At 45.2% G+C, this 18622-nt stretch carries 17 protein-coding genes and 1 tRNA gene; 17 read left to right on the plus strand and 1 reads right to left on the minus strand.

All coding sequences use genetic code 11. The annotated features are described in order from the left end of the window. The first annotated feature begins 41 nt into the window (after positions 1-41). The 4 genes from folK (at position 42) to ACHZCY_RS12580 (ending at position 2326) form a co-directional block, all read left to right on the plus strand. The gene (gene folK, locus ACHZCY_RS12565; protein ID WP_319549126.1) at positions 42-548 is read left to right on the plus strand and encodes a 2-amino-4-hydroxy-6-hydroxymethyldihydropteridine diphosphokinase; all 507 of its coding nucleotides are present in this window, start codon (positions 42-44) and stop codon (positions 546-548) included. Positions 549-718: 170 nt separating this feature from the next. Next, positions 719-988 carry a YHS domain-containing protein gene (locus ACHZCY_RS12570; protein ID WP_205224119.1) on the plus strand — a complete coding sequence of 90 codons (270 nt, stop codon included), beginning with the start codon at positions 719-721 and terminating at the stop codon, positions 986-988. Further along, on the plus strand, positions 985-1629 hold the full coding sequence (fsa, locus tag ACHZCY_RS12575; RefSeq protein ID WP_205224120.1) for a fructose-6-phosphate aldolase: 645 nt from the start codon (positions 985-987) through the stop codon (positions 1627-1629). The genes ACHZCY_RS12570 and fsa overlap by 4 nt, the downstream gene beginning before the upstream one ends. Positions 1630-1642: 13 nt before the next feature. Then, the gene (locus tag ACHZCY_RS12580; protein WP_205224121.1) at positions 1643-2326 is read left to right on the plus strand and encodes a lytic transglycosylase domain-containing protein; all 684 of its coding nucleotides are present in this window, start codon (positions 1643-1645) and stop codon (positions 2324-2326) included. Between the two features lie 103 nt (positions 2327-2429). On the opposite strand, the gene ACHZCY_RS12585 is transcribed toward ACHZCY_RS12580, so the two are convergent. Then, positions 2430-3146, minus strand: coding sequence for a sulfite exporter TauE/SafE family protein (locus ACHZCY_RS12585; RefSeq protein WP_205224122.1), 717 nt, complete (start codon positions 3144-3146; stop codon positions 2430-2432). A gap of 285 nt (positions 3147-3431) precedes the next feature. Here ACHZCY_RS12585 and ACHZCY_RS12590 point away from each other — a divergent pair, with 285 nt between their 5' ends. The 13 genes from ACHZCY_RS12590 (at position 3432) to ACHZCY_RS12650 (ending at position 18594) form a co-directional block, all read left to right on the plus strand. After that, complete coding sequence (locus tag ACHZCY_RS12590) at positions 3432-3779, plus strand: PilZ domain-containing protein (RefSeq protein ID WP_232371176.1); 348 nt, start codon at positions 3432-3434, stop codon at positions 3777-3779. 46 nt (positions 3780-3825) lie between these two features. Continuing rightward, the gene (locus tag ACHZCY_RS12595) at positions 3826-5031 is read left to right on the plus strand and encodes an EAL and HDOD domain-containing protein (protein ID WP_319549127.1); all 1206 of its coding nucleotides are present in this window, start codon (positions 3826-3828) and stop codon (positions 5029-5031) included. A 97-nt stretch (positions 5032-5128) separates the two neighbouring features. Further along, positions 5129-5216 (plus strand) — tRNA-Leu (locus tag ACHZCY_RS12600). 198 nt (positions 5217-5414) lie between these two features. Next, positions 5415-6614 (plus strand): tyrosine-type recombinase/integrase, encoded by a 1200-nt coding sequence (locus ACHZCY_RS12605; RefSeq protein WP_319549128.1) that lies wholly within the window; start codon positions 5415-5417, stop codon positions 6612-6614. A gap of 300 nt (positions 6615-6914) precedes the next feature. After that, complete coding sequence (locus tag ACHZCY_RS12610; protein ID WP_319549129.1) at positions 6915-7529, plus strand: hypothetical protein; 615 nt, start codon at positions 6915-6917, stop codon at positions 7527-7529. 217 nt (positions 7530-7746) lie between these two features. Beyond that, a complete protein-coding gene (locus ACHZCY_RS12615; protein ID WP_319549130.1) occupies positions 7747-7956 on the plus strand; it encodes a helix-turn-helix transcriptional regulator in 210 nt (69 codons plus the stop codon). A gap of 17 nt (positions 7957-7973) precedes the next feature. Then, complete coding sequence (locus ACHZCY_RS12620; RefSeq protein ID WP_319549131.1) at positions 7974-8612, plus strand: hypothetical protein; 639 nt, start codon at positions 7974-7976, stop codon at positions 8610-8612. A gap of 47 nt (positions 8613-8659) precedes the next feature. After that, complete coding sequence (locus ACHZCY_RS12625; RefSeq protein ID WP_319549132.1) at positions 8660-9103, plus strand: helix-turn-helix domain-containing protein; 444 nt, start codon at positions 8660-8662, stop codon at positions 9101-9103. A gap of 39 nt (positions 9104-9142) precedes the next feature. Next, complete coding sequence (locus ACHZCY_RS12630) at positions 9143-10258, plus strand: tyrosine-type recombinase/integrase (protein ID WP_319549133.1); 1116 nt, start codon at positions 9143-9145, stop codon at positions 10256-10258. A 141-nt stretch (positions 10259-10399) separates the two neighbouring features. Then, positions 10400-12016, plus strand: a complete 1617-nt coding sequence (locus ACHZCY_RS12635) for a type I restriction-modification system subunit M (protein WP_319549134.1) — start codon at positions 10400-10402, stop codon at positions 12014-12016. Continuing rightward, positions 12006-13367 (plus strand): restriction endonuclease subunit S, encoded by a 1362-nt coding sequence (locus ACHZCY_RS12640; protein WP_319549135.1) that lies wholly within the window; start codon positions 12006-12008, stop codon positions 13365-13367. The genes ACHZCY_RS12635 and ACHZCY_RS12640 overlap by 11 nt, the downstream gene beginning before the upstream one ends. Beyond that, positions 13364-15367, plus strand: a complete 2004-nt coding sequence (locus ACHZCY_RS12645; RefSeq protein ID WP_319549136.1) for an RNA-binding domain-containing protein — start codon at positions 13364-13366, stop codon at positions 15365-15367. Before ACHZCY_RS12640 ends, ACHZCY_RS12645 begins: the two co-directional genes overlap by 4 nt. Further along, on the plus strand, positions 15367-18594 hold the full coding sequence (locus ACHZCY_RS12650) for a type I restriction endonuclease subunit R (protein ID WP_319549137.1): 3228 nt from the start codon (positions 15367-15369) through the stop codon (positions 18592-18594). The genes ACHZCY_RS12645 and ACHZCY_RS12650 overlap by 1 nt, the downstream gene beginning before the upstream one ends. Positions 18595-18622: the final 28 nt, after the last annotated feature.

Here is an 18622-nt window from a genome sequence, read left to right on the forward strand (position 1 = left end):
TCGTGCAGTCGCCTTTTCCTGATCGGCCCCATCAATTTTGTGTGAGCCTTGGCTCAAACCTTGGTGATTCGCTGCACATTGTTTTATGTGCGTGGAGGCGACTGAGCGAGAAGCCCTCAATCGGGGCAGGCAGGCTTTCCAGCCCCTACCGTACCAAACCGGTGGGGATGGTAAGCGATAATCAGTTTATCAACGCTGCTGCAGTGGGGTGGACATCGCTGGAACCAGAGGCATTATTGCTCCATCTGCAGGGTATTGAGCACGATTTCGGCAGAGTGAGGTCCACAGATCAGTCTGGCTATCAGGATCGCACCCTTGATCTTGATTTATTGCTGTATGATGATTTGGTCCTCAATCTCCCTTTGCTCGTTGTCCCGCATCCCGAAATGAATCATCGTCTATTTGTGCTGCAACCGCTGGCGGAAATAGCTGCTTCCCTCCATCATCCAGTATCAGGGAAAACCATAATGCAACAACTGGAAAATTGCCTTCGGAAAACTGATGGTGAGTCGGGCATTGAAAAGCTGACCTGGCCCAATTATGGGTGAATGTGATAATTTTCTTTGCTTTGCCTGGGTTGCATTTGTTTGCGCTGCGCTGGTAAGAATGTTCGACAACGGTTTTTACTGAGTGGAAAGGATTTGATTAGACTTTTGTCGGTCCACGGCTATAATACTGTCATGTTGAAATGTGCAACAGCAAAAAAAACGTAAAATAAATGACTCCTTTTCGCCTCCTGATACTCGCCGCTCTTTTTTATATCGGCTACCGTCTGCTGCGCAGCTTATTGCTGGAGCAGTTTAAAAAAAAATCATCTCAAGAGAAAAAAGACTCTCAAGTACAAGATGTACTGGTAGAGGACCCTGTCTGTCATACCCTGATCCCTAAAAAACAGGCTATCCGTCTGCGGAAAGATGGGCATACATATTATTTTTGCAGCGAGAAATGCTGCGATTTATTTACAGAAAATTCGGAGGAAAAAGAATGAAGTTTTTTATAGATACCGCCAACATTGACGAGATTAAAAAAGGTCTCGAAATAGGCATGGTTGACGGTGTAACCACCAATCCATCCCTTGTCTCAAAGGAACAGCGCCCATTTAATGACATACTCAAAGATATTTGCGCTATTGTCGATGGTCCGGTAAGTGCGGAAGTGGTGAGCTTGGATGCTGACGGCATGGTTGCAGAGGCCCGCGAACTTGTCAAAATAAGCGACAATATCGTTATCAAGGTACCAATGATTGAGGAAGGCCTAAAAGCGGTTAAACGTTTGGCAGCCGAAGACATTAAAACAAATGTTACCTTGATCTTTTCTTCTACCCAGGCATTGCTTGCAGCCAAGGCCGGTGCTACCTATGTCAGCCCGTTTGTTGGTCGGCTTGATGATATTTCCATTAATGGTTTGGAACTTGTTGCCGATATAATGAGTATATATCGCAATTATGGGTACGCAACCGAGGTTATTGTAGCCTCTGTGCGCTCCCCGATGCATGTATCGGACTCTGCCCTGGTTGGTGCAGACATTGCTACCATTCCATACAAGGTAATTGCTCAGTTGGCAAAACATCCTTTGACCGATAGAGGCATGGAACAATTTCTTTCAGACTGGGAAAAACGCCAGAAATAACTTCGGGTAATCTATGGAGAAAATCCTTTTCGCGTCGTTGGTGCTGATACTGGCTGTTTTGCCGGTATCAGCAGATGCAGCGCTGTATACCTATGTTGACGAACAGGGTGTGGCCCATTACACCAATGTTCCCGCCGATGGCAGAACGAGGCTGAAAACCGGTACTCCTGTTCAATCCATTCGGCAGAAACCAAAGAAGGTATTTTCCAGCAGATTACACAGCTATCCGGCGCTTGTTGCTCAGCAGCGCAATATTTCCTCCCATTCCCTGCATCAACATATTAACCGTGCAGCGGCCACCTATAAAGTCGACCCCTCCTTAATTAGAGCCATCATTAAAACAGAATCAAACTTCAATCCACTGGCCATTTCCTCTCAAGGTGCACAGGGATTGATGCAGTTGATGCCTGGCACGGCAAAAGATCTGGATGTTGCAGATCCCTTTGATGTTCGTCAGAATATTGATGGTGGAACTCGCTACTTCCGGCGCATGCTCGATTGTTATCATGGAAACGTCGAATTAAGCCTGGCCGCATATAATGCAGGACCAGGTCGCGTGAAACCATTCGGAAAAATTCCACGCATTCCGGAAACAGTGGCATATGTGGCAAAGGTCATGCGCTATTACGAAGCGTATAAAAAAGGTTTTTCACGATTGACGAGTGTTAATATCCGTCGACTGGTAACAGTACGTTAATATTATCAGGTAATACCTTTTGTTCGTAAAAAAATCGGTCTACTCACTTCCAGGCCAAGCAAAGCTTGACTTTGGCAATGGAGGTGAAAAGAGGCTGCCCTGGTTATCCCCAAACCATTAACGCTCCCATCATCAACAGAAACACGTATATACATATAAGGTAGGCCCTGCGGTTGATCTTGTCGGTAAGACGGGAACCAATCGCCGTCCCCAGCAGTACCAGTGGCATCGTGACTGTGCAATACTTCAAGGTTAACAGTGTTGTCATCCCGCTGAGTGCGTGTACGATCATGGTGAAAACAGCATTAAAAACAAAAAATCCTGTCAGGGTTGCTTTTATTTCATTTTTCTTCCAGTCGGTCAATGTCGTGTAGATAATGGCAGGTGGACCGCCGGCGCTTAATAAAGCAGTGATAAAGCCAGTGCAAAATCCTGCTGCATAGCCGATAAATAACGGCATCTTTACTGGCTTGGGATGGGCTGCCAGATTATAGACACTGTAGGCAATGAGCAAAATGCCGAGAAAGGTTCGAATAAGATCAGGGTTGACCAGCGTAAGACATTGAGAACCAAGTAGCACTCCAGGTATTGAGCCGACAAGCAAGGGCAGTATCTTTTTTGAGTCCAGAAAAGAACGTAATGTGTAAGCCAGGTAACTGGTTATGATGACACCATTTAAGATGACCAGTGGTACTGCTGTTTTCACATCTATGATCAGGCAGAGAAGCGGTATGGCTACCAGACCTGCGCCAAATCCTGTTATACCCTGAACAAATCCAGCAACAAGAAAAATCAGTCCGGCAATGACAAAAGAACCCATTATTTGACCTGTAAAAAGGGGCAACGGTTGACTGGAGAAGAGGGAGCAGCTGCTCGTTCAAAAAAAGGCTATTATGCGTGTCAGACGTCATCGGTGCAATAGAATCCATACGATTGTAAAAGGCACTCTGTTTGTGCCTGTATTTGTTTTTTTGTTGGCGGAATATTGGTCATCGCTTCACATTCACTGCCAGTGTGATATCGTGAACTGTAAGGGCACATGTTTGAGTGTAGCGTCATGTAACACTGTTTTTTACGAGTAGAGAGATAAGGTATTAAGAGCAACATGGTTCAATCACACCTCAGAAGTAGATCAAGACGGAAAGCCTACCGTTTTTCAGGAGACAGATTACCTGTGCAGTATAGGACAAGGTTCGATGATGGCGAAGCAGTGTTGCGCGACATCTCAACCTCTGGCTGCGCTCTTTCCTCTGTAAGCGTGCCGGTTGTCTTGCGCGAAAAGGTTTTGGTAATGCTTACTCTCCCCGAAGAAAAAGAAAAAATTGAGGCCACGGGGATCGTCACTCGCGTGGACGCCGATACTTTCGCGGTGGCTTTTACATTGATAGAATCAGCTACTGTCAAGCTTATCCAGACTTTCTTCTTTAAAACCCTCAGAAATAAAAAACGTTAAGCGAGCGAACCCAACTCGCAGAGAATACGAGGCCGGCAGGCATAGAATGGAACAATATATCGCAAGACAGCCGATTTTTAATCTGCATAAAAAAGTGTATGCCTACGAATTATTGTACCGGGGCGCCAAGCATTATTCTTTAGATAAGGTGAGCGGCAATCGAGCGACAACAAGCCTGCTTTCCAGTGCGTTTTTGACCAGGGATATACAGGATATCTCGAGTTTTAAACCATGCTTCATCAATTTTACACAAGACCTGCTGGAGAAAAAGCTACCAGAATCTTTTTCGAAAGAGAGCGTGGTAGTTGAAATCCTGGAAGATGTGGAGCCGACCCCACAGGTAGTGCAGGCCTGTCAGCAGTTGCACAACAAAGGCTATACCCTGGCATTGGATGATTTTGTGTATGACAGGAAATTTATACCGCTGTTACAACTTGCAGATATCGTAAAAATAGATTTCAGGCTTACCCCACACCAAACCATTTTACGTACCCTGAATATACTTGCCAGATATAAGGTAAAACTCCTTGCAGAAAAGGTGGAGACTTTAGAAGAATTTGAGGCAGCAGCGAAACTTGGGTTTGTCTATTTTCAGGGATATTTTTTTTCCAAGCCCGAACAGATAAAGATCCAGGAACTCAGCACCACTCAGATTACCCACCTGCGGTTGTTGGCGGAAGTAACCAAAAAAAGCACGACCATTGATAAACTGCACAATATAATTGCAAATGATATATCTGTGAGCTACAAGCTGCTGCGATTTCTTAATTCCTCTTATTTTTATCGGTTGCAGGAAATTAAGTCGGTAAAGCAGGCTATAGCCTATCTTGGCATAAAAGAATTACGTCATTTTTTCATGTTGGTCATCATTTCTGAAATGACAACGAGCAAACCAGGAGAGTTGGTTCGTCTTGGCTTGGTGCGCGCAAAATTTTGTGAATTATTGGGAGAAAACAGTGACCACAGCATTGAGTCCTCTGAATTGTTTGTCGTCGGATTATTTTCCCTGCTGGATGCCATGTTGGATGCTCCAATGATAGAAATTATGGACAGGCTTCCGGTGAGTAACGGTATAAAAGAAGCTCTGCTTACAGACACAGGCCCCTATTGTATTTATTTAGAGCTCGTTAAAAATTACGAAAGAAATAATGAAGCCCTTTTTGTCCCCTTGTTCGAAAGATTGGAGCTTGACCCGGAGAAAGTGAATACGTGTTATTTAACGGCAATAAAGTATGCTAACGGATTACTGTGAGCCGTTTTGCCGTTCCAAGGGAAGTGTATGGTTAGTATCAAACAAATTGCTTTGTTCTTGACTTAGAAGAGCAATTAAGGTAACTAGTTGAATCCATGCCGGAGTGGTGAAACTGGTAGACGCACTGGACTCAAAATCCAGCGGGCCTTGCGCCCGTGTCGGTTCGATTCCGACTTCCGGCACCATTGGATATTCCGTGATCTTCCTAGGAAGTCCGCTTTAAGCCTCAAGTCTCAATGATTTGGGGCTTTTTCTTTGTCTTTTTGTTCTATTTCAATCCTAGTTGTTCCTGTGAATTCCATTGTAATTAGTGTACCTCGTGGTGTACCTTGTCAGGCAAGAAAAAACTGAATGTCTGGAAAGTACACTTTGGGAGGGTGCGCATGCCAAAGCTAACAGCCTTAGAAGTACGACATCGGAAGGAGCCAGGTCGCCTTGGTGATGGGAACGGCTTGTTTTTCGAAGTAACAGGAACCGGAATAAAACGCTGGATTTATCGTTACAAAATTAATGGCAAGCAAGGAAAGTACACTATAGGCCGTTACCCCGAATTGAGCCTTGAGAAGGCGAGAGAAGCTCACCAGAAGGCTAGGAGCGTCGTTAAAGAGGGGCGCAATCCTGCTAAAGCTCGGCGTGAGAAGAAACTTGAAGTCATTGAGCAGGAACAAGCACAAAAATGGGAGCGTACCCAGACATTCGAATACATAGCACATGAGTGGATTAGTCAGCAGAAGGGTCGTTGGAGTAACGAGCATGCGCAGGCTGTCTTGGCAACATTAAAAAATGATGTATTCAAGAGCGTTGGCAATAAGCCTGTAGATGCTATTACCCCTCCTGAAGTTCTGAAAGTATTACGTACGATTGAGTCCAGGGGATCTCTCGAGATTGCTCGCAAGGTTCTTCAACGAACAAGTGCCGTGTTTAGGTATGCTATACAAACTGGAAGGGCAACATATAATCCAGCTTCGGATATGCAGGGTGTCTTAAAAGCAAAACCCGTGAAACATATGCCTGCAGTTTTTGACAAGGAGTTGGCTCAACTCTTAAAAGATATTGGTCAAAGTCAAAAGATACACATTACGACAAAGCTTGCGTTACAGTTTACGGCCCTCACAGCTTGTCGTTCTGGTGAGGTTAGATTTGCGCATTGGGCTGAAATCGATATGCCTCGTAAAGAGTTTCACATCCCGGCTGAGCGCATGAAAATGAGAAGGCCACATATCGTTCCATTGTCTACCCAAGCTACGGAGATTTTAAATCGTGCAGGGAAATTATGGGGGACAGAGGGTTTGGTTTTTCCAAGTGTAAGAGACAACAATAAACCCATGTCGGATAATGCCATGTCGAAGGCATTGCGGGATATGGGGTACAAAGGTAAAGCTACCCCACATGGTTTCCGTTCTTCATTTTCATCAATGGCTCATGAACGCTCTGGCTTTGCTAGTGAGATTATAGAAAAGGCATTGGCGCATGAAGAAAAGAATAAAATCAAGGGTGCATATAATCGAGCTGAGTACCTTGAGCAGAGAAGAGATCTCTTGCAATGGTGGGGTGATCAGTTGCGTTTACTTGAGAACTCCTAAAATAATTGTGATTACCACTAATCTTCAGCTTGACTTAGAACGCGCAGATTAACTGTTTGTTATGTCAGTAAAAATTATTCAGTTCAACTTGTGTGGCAAGCAAGAATCAGAGGGTCTTGCAAATTTCTAAATGAAAAAGTAGCGAAATTTCAATGTTATATCATCGGGGCTGTAACTCAGGCTGAGTTTCGATGGTAATCACGAAAATAATAGCAGGTGAGTAGGCAGTTGGTATCACGAATGGCGTGATCTGCCTGGAGAATGAAGTGTGTTGATGAACAATGGTTGGGGAGTGACATAATGGAAAAAATTGAATATTGGAGGTTAAATGATGAATTCACCGTTGTTCAGGCAGCATTACTGATCATTGGTGTTGATCCTGATGAGTATGAGGATGTTCTGAGTTTAGAGCAGAGACATCGACCTGCTGGATTTAATGCTGTACTAACTGCATTAACAGCCGATATTGAGCAGGGAGATTTCGAAGGTACCTTTGTACTGATGCCAAAAGATGTGATTAATCATGCCGACGGTGTTACTATTACACAGTGCATGAACCCAAGAACATCAAAGATTCATGTGAGCAGTATTAAAAAGTGGCTTAAAATCAAAAACCTGTCTTCTGAGATCTTTTTGTCAAATGCAAATAACCAACCCGACTATTTAAATACTGAGCATCCACATTATTCACCAAAGTTGGCAGCCGCGATTTACGCTTGGGAATCGGTAAGTTCGGATGCATCGTTGTTGAGAGGAAAAACCGTTAAACAGGCATTGACTGATTGGCTCGAAGAGAATGCCGCAAGATTTGGATTGCTCAAGGGAGATAGAGAAATAAATAAACAAGGTGTTGAAGAGACAGCCAAAATAGCCAATTGGGTTACCAAGGGAGGAGTGCCTAAGACACCTTTTTGATCTTATAACGTGAAACTGCTCTGATGTTATAGTTATTAGCAGTTTAATATATGGTCCGCACTTAATTGTCCCACTATATTTTGGAAATCCTCCCCCTATTTCCACTCTTTCCTTGGGATGGTTTTCATGATCCCACCCATCTATCCACAATCGTAGCTCATAATTAGTTTTCAGCCATAGTCCAACAACATTCAACTTCAGCAAATGAGGTGCAACTATGGCAAAAGCAAACCACGAAAGACTATCCATTCTCCGCCGTAAGCAGGTCGAACAACGTACCGGCCTGTCGCGTTCATCCATTTATCTTCACATTAAAAATGGCTTGTTTCCCAAGCCGGTAAGTCTCGGACCACGTGCAGTTGGCTGGCTGGAAAACGAGATTAATGCTTGGCTGGCGGAAAAGCTCGAAGCACGCAATAAAGCATAATCTTGCCGTGGCAAATCATGTCGAAACGTATCTGGTTTGATAATCAAGTCCGGCGTTCGTCAGCTTATAGAAGTTTGTCGAAATGGGCGATGCTCGTTTATCTCGACTTTTTAAGCAAGCGACAGATGGAACAGATGAAGGGAAGGTCAGGTAGATCTGATTCCTGGATCATAAAAAATAATGGCGAAATCGTCTATCCATATTCTGAGGCAGAGCGTAAAGGTATTTCGCGCAGAAATTTCTGCAATGCCATTGATGAACTGATCGGACAAGGATTTCTCGATATTGCTCATCAAGGTTCCGGTGGTCGTGCTGGTGATATGACAAAGTATATCATCGATGATCGCTGGAAAGAATATGGAACCCTTGACTTCAGACCTCCGAAGAATCCCAGAAAGAAAGATACAAGAAAGGGAAGAGGTTGGGCTGCTCATCATGCCAAGAAGAAAAAAAGACAGGTAACAAAATCGATACCTGAACAAGCAGTTTCGAGTGACAAAAATGATACTCCAAAGCGGAAATCAGTCAAAGTTTCGAATAACAAATCTGATACTCCAAAAAGACGTGAAAAGAAGGCAAATGGCAGTAATCATGAGGATAATCAGAGTCGGGGGCAACTGTCACTTTGGAGTAACGATTTTGATACCATTCTATAATAACCACCCTAAAATCCATAAAGTATGAAAGCGGGGTAGTCCGAGTTATGGGAAAACGACATCCGAATCACCGTAAGGTGAAGATACATAGAAGTTATACTGTTGCTGAGGTAACTGAAACTCTCAACGTTCATAAAAACACAGTTCGAAATTGGCTTAAAAACGGATTGGCTGCCATTGACTGCAAACGACCGATACTGATTGCCGGGAAGGATCTAATAGCTTTCCTTCAACAGCGTAAGGTCAAGAACAAACAGCAATGTGGCCCTGGGGAGATGTATTGTGTTCGATGTAGAACTCCAAGAGTACCTGCTGACTGTAAAGCTGACTATTCACCGGATAATGATAAGGTGGGTAACTTAACAGGTGTTTGTCCCGTCTGTCATGCAAGCATGAATAGAAGAGCCAGTCTGGCCAAAATCGGGGATGTTTGCGGTGATCTCGACATTCTGTTTCCGGTAGATCTGCAACACATAATTGAGAGAATATAACCTACCGTAAACAGTGACTTGAACAAATGAGGTTAGATTATGAAAAAACACAACCCGAATAACGAGCGAATCAAACGGAAATATTTTGCCTTTTTAAAGGAAGCGAAACAGCAAAGTGAGCCAAGTGTTGATGCTGTCGCAAAAGCCTTGAACAGGTTTGAGGTGTATAACAAATTTCGTGATTTTAAAACATTTCATTTTGAACAGGCAGTAGCTTTTAAGAAGCACCTTGCCAAGCAGAAAGGGCAGCAGAGTGGTAAACCTTTAAGTAAGTCCACTTTGTATTCCACATTGAGCCAACTCAAGCGATTCTTTCAGTGGTTGTCCATGCAGCAAGGGTATAAGTCTCGCATTCAGTATTCTGATGCGGAGTATTTCAACCTCTCGGAAAAAGATACGAGGATAGCCACAGCAAGGCGACCGCAGAAGGTACCCACCATGAAACAGATCAAACATGTTATTGAGTCCATGCCTTCCGAAACCGACATTGATAAACGTAATCGTGCACTGATTGCCTTTACATTACTCACTGGAGCGAGGGACAGTGCTATTGCATCGATGAAACTCAAGCATATCGATATGGTTGAGGGTAGCGTTCATCAAGATGCAAGAGAGGTGAAAACAAAGTTCAGCAAGACGTTCACCACGTATTTCTTCCCTGTTGGCGACGAGATTCATCAGATTGTGGCAGAGTGGATAGCATTTTTAAGAGATGAAAAGTTATGGGGCAATGATGATCCACTTTTTCCGAAAACCAGTATTGGGTGTGGTTCATCCCACCATTTTGAAGCAAGCGGATTGAAAAAGGAACATTGGAGCAATGCAACGCCTATTAGGACGATTTTTCGAAAAGCATTTGAAGCAGCAGGGTTAGTATACTTCAACCCACACTCTTTCCGTAATACCGTGGTACGATTGGGGGAGCAGATCTGCCAAAGTCCGGAACAGTTCAAAGCATGGAGCCAGAATCTCGGGCATGAACAAGTTCTGACTACTTTCGTGAGTTACGGCGAGGTGGCCACATTACGCCAGGGAGAGATCATTAAAGATCTGGCCAATCCCAAGGAGCAGAGCCAGATAACTGATGACCTGTTAGCTCAAGCGGTAGCCAAGGGTATTGCGATAGCAAGTGGTAAAATGGATCAAGGAGGCTGACCAGCAAATAGAACAATTGCCCATTCCCCTTGAGGAATATACCGGCTGTTGGTACAACTTGTGTCTATGTCAAGTTGTATCGTTATTTTATAGAGTTATTTAAGGTTAGCATGCCTTGCTACAGCGTGGGAGTTGTTATAGATGGCCAAGAAAGCGACAAAGAAAAATGGCGCGAATGGAAACAGTTTCGAGCAACATCTGTGGGATACTGCAAATAAGCTGAGGGGGAGTGTCGAGTCGTCAGAATATAAGCATGTGGTGTTGAGTCTGATCTTTTTGAAGTTCGCCAGTGATAAGTTTGAAGAGCGGCGGCAGGAGTTGATCGACGAAGGAAAAGAAAAATATCTGGACATGGTGGAGTTCTACACCATGAAAAATGTCTTCTTTCTGCCTGAGGAATCCCGCTGGGATTTCATCAAAAAAAATGCCAAGCAGGATGATCTTGCCATTCGCATTGATACCGCGCTGACAACTGTTGAAAAGAACAACAAGGCGTTGAAAGGTGCCTTGCCTGATAATTACTTCTCCCGTCTGGGGCTAGATTCTGCAAAGCTGGCGGCCCTGATCGATACCATTTCCAATATCGATACGGTGTCGGATAAGAAGGAAGATGTGGTCGGGCGGGTCTATGAATATTTTCTCGGCAAGTTTGCGGCCACCGAGGGGAAAGGTGGTGGCGAGTTCTATACCCCAAAGGATGTGGTCAACCTGATTGCCGAGATGATTGAACCGTATAGCGGCAAGATCTATGATCCCTGCTGTGGTTCCGGCGGTATGTTTGTTCAGTCCGTCAAGTTTGTGGAAAATCACCACGGGAATACAAAAGATATCTCCATCTATGGGCAGGAGTCCATCGGGGCTACTTATAAACTGGCCAAGATGAACCTGGCCATCCGTTCTATTTCCGGCAAGCTTGGTGAGGTACCGCAGGACACCTTCTTTAAAGATCAGCATCCTGACCTGAAGGCGGACTATGTCATGGCCAACCCGCCCTTTAACCTCAAACAGTGGCGCGGGCCGGATGAGTTGCTGGATGATCCCCGTTGGGAAGGGTATGAAGTGCCGCCTGCCAATAATGCCAACTACGCCTGGATTCTGCATATGATCTCCAAACTGTCGGAGAACGGGGTGGCAGGATTTGTTCTGGCCAATGGCTCTATGTCTACCACTACTAATTCGGAAGGGGAGATCAGGAAGAAGATTATCGAGAGTGATCTGGTGGATTGTATGATTGCTTTACCGGGGCAGCTTTTTTACACCACACCGATTCCGGTTTGTCTCTGGTTTTTGAGCAAGAATAAGAAGTTGGATACCAAGCGAGGCTATCGGGACCGACAGGGAGAGACGCTTTTTATTGATGCTCGGAATATGGGAACCTTGGTTGATCGGGTGCATCGGGATTTGAGTGTGGAGGATATTGCGGATATTGCTGGAACTTATCATGCTTGGCGTGGCGACGCACAGGGACGTGCCTGTCTCGCGGGAGACAGGACGTCGGGAGCGACAGGAACTGAAGTTGGTGAGTATGAGGATAAAGCCGGATTTTGTAAATCAGCAACTCTTGAGGATATCAAAAAACATCAGTATGTACTTACTCCGGGACGATATGTTGGGGTTGCTGAGCTTGAGGATGATGGTGTGCCGTTTGAGGAGAAGATGGCTGGTTTGGCGGGTACTCTGTATAAGCAAATGAAAGAAGGGGAAGAGTTGGATGTTGTGATTCGTCGTAATCTGGAGGTGTTAGGTTATGGGGAATGAGTGGACGCTTTATTTATTATCTGAGCTGGCCCATAAGATTACGAAAGGTACTACACCGACCAAGAAAGAAGGTGGGTTTTCCAGCAGTGGTGTCAACTTTATTAAGGCTGAGGCTGTTACCCTTAATGGGACAATTGATATATCAAAATTTGCGTACATTACAGACGAGATTTATAATAAATATAAGCGATCACAGTTAGAGGAAAATGATATCTTGTTTTCTATGGCTGGAGTGGTCTTAGGAAAAACTGCTATTGTTATGCGCGAACATCTTCCTGCGAACACCAATCAGGCCCTAGCTTTAATTCGACCAAGATCTGAAGTCGTTTACCCTAAGTATTTGCATTATTTTTTACAGCAAAGGTCTATATTTCACTATGTGAATAATTCAACAGCTCAATCGGCCCAGCCAAATATTAATTTGCAAGAGATTGGGGAACTAGAGATTAATGTTCCCTCATATTCAAAACAAAAAGCAATCGCCCTCATCCTAGGCAACATAGACGATAGAATCGAACTCAACCGCAAAATGAACGAAACCCTGGAAGCAATGGCCCTGGCACTGTTCAAAAGCTGGTTTGTCGATTTTGATCCGGTAATCGACAATGCCCTTGCCAGCGGAAAAAAGGTGCCGGAGGAGCTTGCCGAACGGGCTGCTGTCCGTGCTGCCTTGGGTGATAAACGTAAACCTCTGCCTGCTGATATTCGCGCGCTTTTTTTTGATGAATTTACTTTTACTGATGAAATTGGGTGGATTCCTAAGGGGTGGGAGGTAGGTCAGATGCAAGATCATTCCATAATTGAAATGGGGCAATCACCCAAAGGAGATACATATAACACTGACGGTATTGGTGTACCTCTGGTGAATGGACCTGTAGAATTTGGTGAATACTTTGCCAAAAAGGCGAAGTGGACAACTTCTCCGACTAAGCTGTCTGAGCCAGGTGACTTAATAGTTTGTGTTAGAGGGAGCACAACGGGGCGCTATGTAAAAAGTGATGATCGCTATTGTCTTGGTCGTGGAGTTTGCATATTTAGGGCTATGAGGTCACAAAACTTTGTTGATCAGGTGTATAAACAAGCTTATTCAAATTTGCTCGGGCTTGCCACAGGTTCAACATTTCCGAATTGGTCTAGAAAGACTCTTTCGAATTTTGCTGTGATAGCTCCAAAATTTAATATCATAGATAAGTATGATAGTATCGTTGATACTTATGTCAGTCGGAAAGAGGTAAATGTACGAAACTCTACATTGTTGACACATCTCCGTGACACCCTTCTCCCCAAACTCCTCTCCGGCGAACTCCGCATCCCAGACGCAGAAAAAATAGTAACAGAGGCTGGCCTATGATTGAACTCAACACCATCAATGACATCGCTCTGCTGGCAGAATCGTCAGTGTTGGAGTGTAAACTCGCTGGAGGCAGAGACGGTAAAGGGGCATTACCGAATGACTTCTGGGAGAGTTATTCAGCTCTTGCAAATACCGACGGTGGAGTCATTCTTCTTGGTGTTAAGGAAAAAAAAGGGGTTTTTGAATTACGCGGTATAGAACATATCGATAAGATCAGGAAAGATCTCTTCGCCATTGCCAATAATCCCAAAAAGGTCAGCGTCAACCTGCTTACCAATGATTCTGTACAGGTTATCCCCATTGAAGGTACAGAGTTAATTCGGGTCGATATTCCCCGTGCCAGCAGGGAAAAACGGCCTGTCTATCTGAATGGTAATCCGTTGGGCAACTCGTTTGTCCGGCGTTATGAGGGAGATCAACGCTTATCCGATGAAGCTGTCAAACGGATGCTTGCAGAACAGGCTGAGGATAGCCGGGACAGTCGTATATTGAAAGGGTTTGGTTTAGAAGACCTGAGCTCTGAAAGTGTGCGTGTTTATCGGCAGGTTTTTGCCAACCGACAACCGGATCATCCCTGGAATGAGCTTGAAAATCGTGCGTTTTTGCAGAAGATCGGCTCGTGGAGAAAAGATCGTGAAACCGGTGAAGATGGGCTGACTGTCGCCGGTCTACTCATGTTTGGGTTGCATACAACCATTCAGGAAGTGTTTCCGTATTATATGCTTGACTATCAAGAGCGCCCGGAGGCAAAGACTGAGAAACGCTGGGTCGATCGATTGACGCTGGATGGTACCTGGTCGGGAAATTTGTATGATTTCTATCGCTTGGTTTTTCGTAAACTGACTGTTGGGTTGAAGGTACCCTTTCAGCTTGATGGGGATCAGCGGGTTGATGAATCTCCGGTGCATATCGCCATTCGTGAAGCTCTCTGTAATGTTCTGGTACATGCGGATTATTCAGATCGAGCGTCAGTTCTCGTGGTGAAACGTCCTGATCTGTTTGGTTTTCGAAATCCCGGGATGATGCGTATTCCTCTGGAATATGCAATGCAGGGAGGACATGCCGATTGCCGGAACAGGGGCTTGCACCAGATGTTTCGCTATGTCGGTATTGGTGACCAGGCTGGTTCCGGTGTGCCCAAGATTATTGCCAGTTGGCATGAATGTCATTGGCGTCTTCCGGAGTTGATGGATACCCCGGAACCGTTCGATCAGACTATCCTGAGAATGCGGATGGTTGATCTTTTTCCACAAGAACAGGTGGAGCAGTTACGTCTGCAATTCGGCAGTAGTTTCGATCTACTCAGTCACACTGAGCAGGTAGCCCTGGTTATTGCCGCCATAGAAAATACGGTAACTAATCAACGTCTCTGTTCTTTGCAAAATATCCATCCGGCTGATGCCAGCCGTTGTCTGCATGGATTAGTTGCGCGTGGGATTCTTGAGCAGACGGGCTCTAACAGGGGTGCTGTTTATCATATCACCGGTATGTCGATTCCCGGTCCAGAAGATGTTTTTGATTCCTCTAATTTGAAGCTGAGCTCCCCTCATTTGGAGTCGAGCTCCGGAGATTTGGGGTCGAGCTCCGGGGATTTGGAGCTGAGCTTCGGGCATTTGGAGTCGAACTCCGGGAATTTGGCAATGAGCTCCCCCGATTTAAACCGAGATATTCATGGTCGCCTTATTTCCGATCATCATAATCTTCCGTTTGTTGAAGACTTGCAGCAATTGACAATGGCCTATACCGAAGCATTGGCTCAAATTGCCGAAGAACCCAGAAAGAAAAAGAAAGTCTCTCGTTCTGTTATGCGTGAAGTTTTACTCAAGCTGCTGGAGGCGCAGTTTGTGACCCTTGGGTGTCTCGCGAATCTGGTAAACCGAGATCCTGACAGCTTGCGCAAACAATATTTGAGTGAGATGGTAAAAAAAGGTGAGGTGGAGATCGCTTTTCCCAGAACTCCAAACGATCCACGACAAGCATATACCAAGGCGAAATAATGAAATTCACCGAGGCACGGCTGGAACAAGCCATCATCGAATTGATGGAAGAGGAGGGTTATCCTCATTGCCACGGTGAATCGATCAGCCGCGAACCGGGGGAAGTGCTGATAAAGGATGACCTGCACACCTATTTGCAAAACCGCTATGGTGATGAGAACATCACCTCCGGTGAGATTAACTCTATCGTAAGAAAGCTGGAAATCTTCCCCGCCTCGGATCTGTACGAATCCAATAAGACGATCATGAAGATGGTCGCTGATGGTTTTTTGTTAAAACGGGAAGACCGCAGTCAGAAAGACCTCTATATCCAACTGCTCGATTACTCGGGTCTTGGCGAGCAACATATCCCCGATCCAGATGAGCTGGAAACAGTATCTGCCGAAGCAACACCCACCTATTCCAGCGGCCACAATATCTATAAAGTTGTCAATCAGCTTGAGATTGTAGGCTATGAGAAACGCATCCCCGATGCGATTCTCTATGTCAATGGATTACCGCTGGTGGTGTTCGAGTTTAAGAGTGCTATCCGGGAAGAGGCGACCATCCATGATGCCTATGTGCAGTTGACAACCCGTTACCGGCGCGACATCCCGGAACTGTTTAAGTATAACGGTCTATGCGTAATCAGTGACGGAGTGAACAATAAGGCGGGATCGTTCTTTGCTCAGTATGAGTTCTTCTATGCATGGCGGGTCGCGCTGGCTGGAACTATTGCCGGTGGTGCTGAAAAAGATGGTATCGATTCGCTCTTTACCATGGTCCGGGGGCTGTTTAATCAAAAGACTCTGCGGGATGTGATCCGCAATTTTATCTATTTTCCGGATGCTTCCAGAAAAGATGAGAAAATCCTCTGCCGCTACCCGCAGTATTATGCGGCGAACAAACTCTATCAGAATATAAAGCTCCATCGAAGACCGGAAGGGGATGGTAAGGGTGGCACCTATTTCGGGGCCACGGGTTGCGGTAAGAGTTATACCATGCTCTTTCTGACCCGGCTGTTGATGAAGTCTGTTGAATTTTCCAGTCCCACCATCGTTTTAATTACCGACCGTACCGATCTTGATGACCAGCTGTCCGCTCAGTTTGTTTCTGGAAAAGGGTATATCGGTGATGATGCGGTGATGAGTGTGGAAAGTAGGGAACATTTACGCACACTCTTAAAGGACAGATCCAGCGGCGGTGTCTTTTTGACTACCATCCATAAATTCACCGAAGATACCGAGCTGCTGACGGACCGAGATAATGTTATTTGTATATCGGATGAGGCACACCGCAGCCAGACCAATCTTGACCAGAAGCTCAGGGTGACGGAAAAAGGTGTGTTTCGCACCTACGGTTTTGCCAAGTATCTCCACGATTCCTTGCCAAACGCCACCTATGTCGGTTTTACCGGAACACCCATTGATGCAACCCTTGATGTCTTTGGGGAGGTGGTGGATGCCTATACCATGAGTGAATCGGTGGCCGATGAGATTACCGTCCGCATTGTGTATGAGGGACGGGCTGCAAAAGTTGTACTTGATAATGCAAAGCTGGGTGAGATTGAAGAGTATTACGCAAAGTGTGCCGAAGAGGGAGCCAGCGAACATCAGATAGAAGAGAGTAAAAAGGCAAACTCGAAGATGGGTGCCATTCTTGGTGATCCGGACCGTGTTCGCGCCTTGGCTGCTGATTTTGTGGATCATTATGAAAAACGGCTGAGTGAAGGGGCAACGGTGAAAGGTAAGGCGATGTTTGTCTGCGCCAGCCGTCCTATTGCCTATGAGTTCTATAAAGAGGTGATAAAGTTTAGGCCTGAGTGGGTAGAGGTTAAGGTCTGTGAAGAAGGTGTGGAATTGACAGACAGTGAGCGACGTGAGATCAAGCCGATGGAACGGATCAAGATGATCATGACCCGTGGCAAGGATGACCCGGAAGAACTGTATGACCTGCTCGGAACCAAGGAATACCGTAAGGAGTTGGACCGTCAATTTAAGAGTGGTAAATCAAATTTCAAGATAGCCATTCTGGTTGATATGTGGCTCACCGGTTTTGATGTTCCATTTCTCGACACCATCTATATCGATAAACCCATCCAGCGGCATAACCTGATCCAGACTATTTCCAGGGTTAATAGGAAGTTTGAGGGCAAGGAAAAGGGGCTGGTTGTTGATTATATCGGCATCAAACGGCAGATGAACCAGGCTATGGCGCAATACTCCAAGCATGAAGAGCAGAATATAGAGGAGATCGATCAGTCTATTATTGTGGTCAAAGATCATCTGGCTCTGCTTGGTAAACTTTTTCATAAGTTTAATATGCAACCGTATTTTGCGGGTGTTCCTCTGGAGCAACTGCACTGTCTTAACATGGCAGCTGAATTTACCATGATTACTGAAGGCCAAGAAAAGCGGTTCATGTATCTGGTGAAACGGTTAAAGGCTGCCTATGACATCTGCTGCAGCACCGATGCCTTTTCTCAAGAGCAACGGGACCATCTTCATTTTTATCTGGCGGTGCGCTCTATAGTTTTCAAACTGACGAAAGGTGATGCTCCGGATATGGCCCAGATGAACGCCAAGGTGCAAAAGATGATTTCAGAAGCACTTAGGAGTGATGGAGTGGAAGAAATCTTCAAGATGGGTGAAGACAGCGGCCAGGAGCAGGATTTATTCGATGAAGATTACCTTGCCAAGATCGACAAGATCAAGCTACCCAATACCAAGATCAAACTCCTGCAACAACTCCTTAACCGGGCAATAGATGACTTCAAGAAAATCAACCAGATTAAGGGCGTTGACTTCTCAAAGAAATTCAAAGAACTGGTAGAACGCTATAACGAGCGGAAAGAGCAGGATGTGCTGGTTAGTGAGGTGTTGGAAGACTTTACTGACGAGATCTACGATTTGATCGCGGCCCTGAAAAAAGAGATGGAATCTTTTGGTGATCTTGGCATCGACCTTGAGGAAAAGGCGTTTTATGACATCCTGAAAGCTTTGGCCTGTAAATACGATTTTGAGTACCCGGAAGATAAACTCCTGCTCCTGGCCAAAGAAGTGAAGACCGTAGTAGATGACAAGGCCAAGTATACCGATTGGAGCCAGCGGGATGACATCAAGGCGGAGTTGAAGGTTGATTTGATTATCCTGCTGGCTGAGAATGACTACCCGCCTGTTGATCGAGACGAGGTGTACAAAGAAATTTTTGAGCAGGCTGAGAACTTTAAGAAGTACCAGATGGCGTGAGTTTTCTGTGTTATTGTTTGGGAATAAA

The sequence above is a fragment of the Desulfogranum marinum genome, assembly GCF_963675105.2.
Taxonomy (GTDB): domain Bacteria; phylum Desulfobacterota; class Desulfobulbia; order Desulfobulbales; family Desulfobulbaceae; genus Desulfogranum; species Desulfogranum marinum.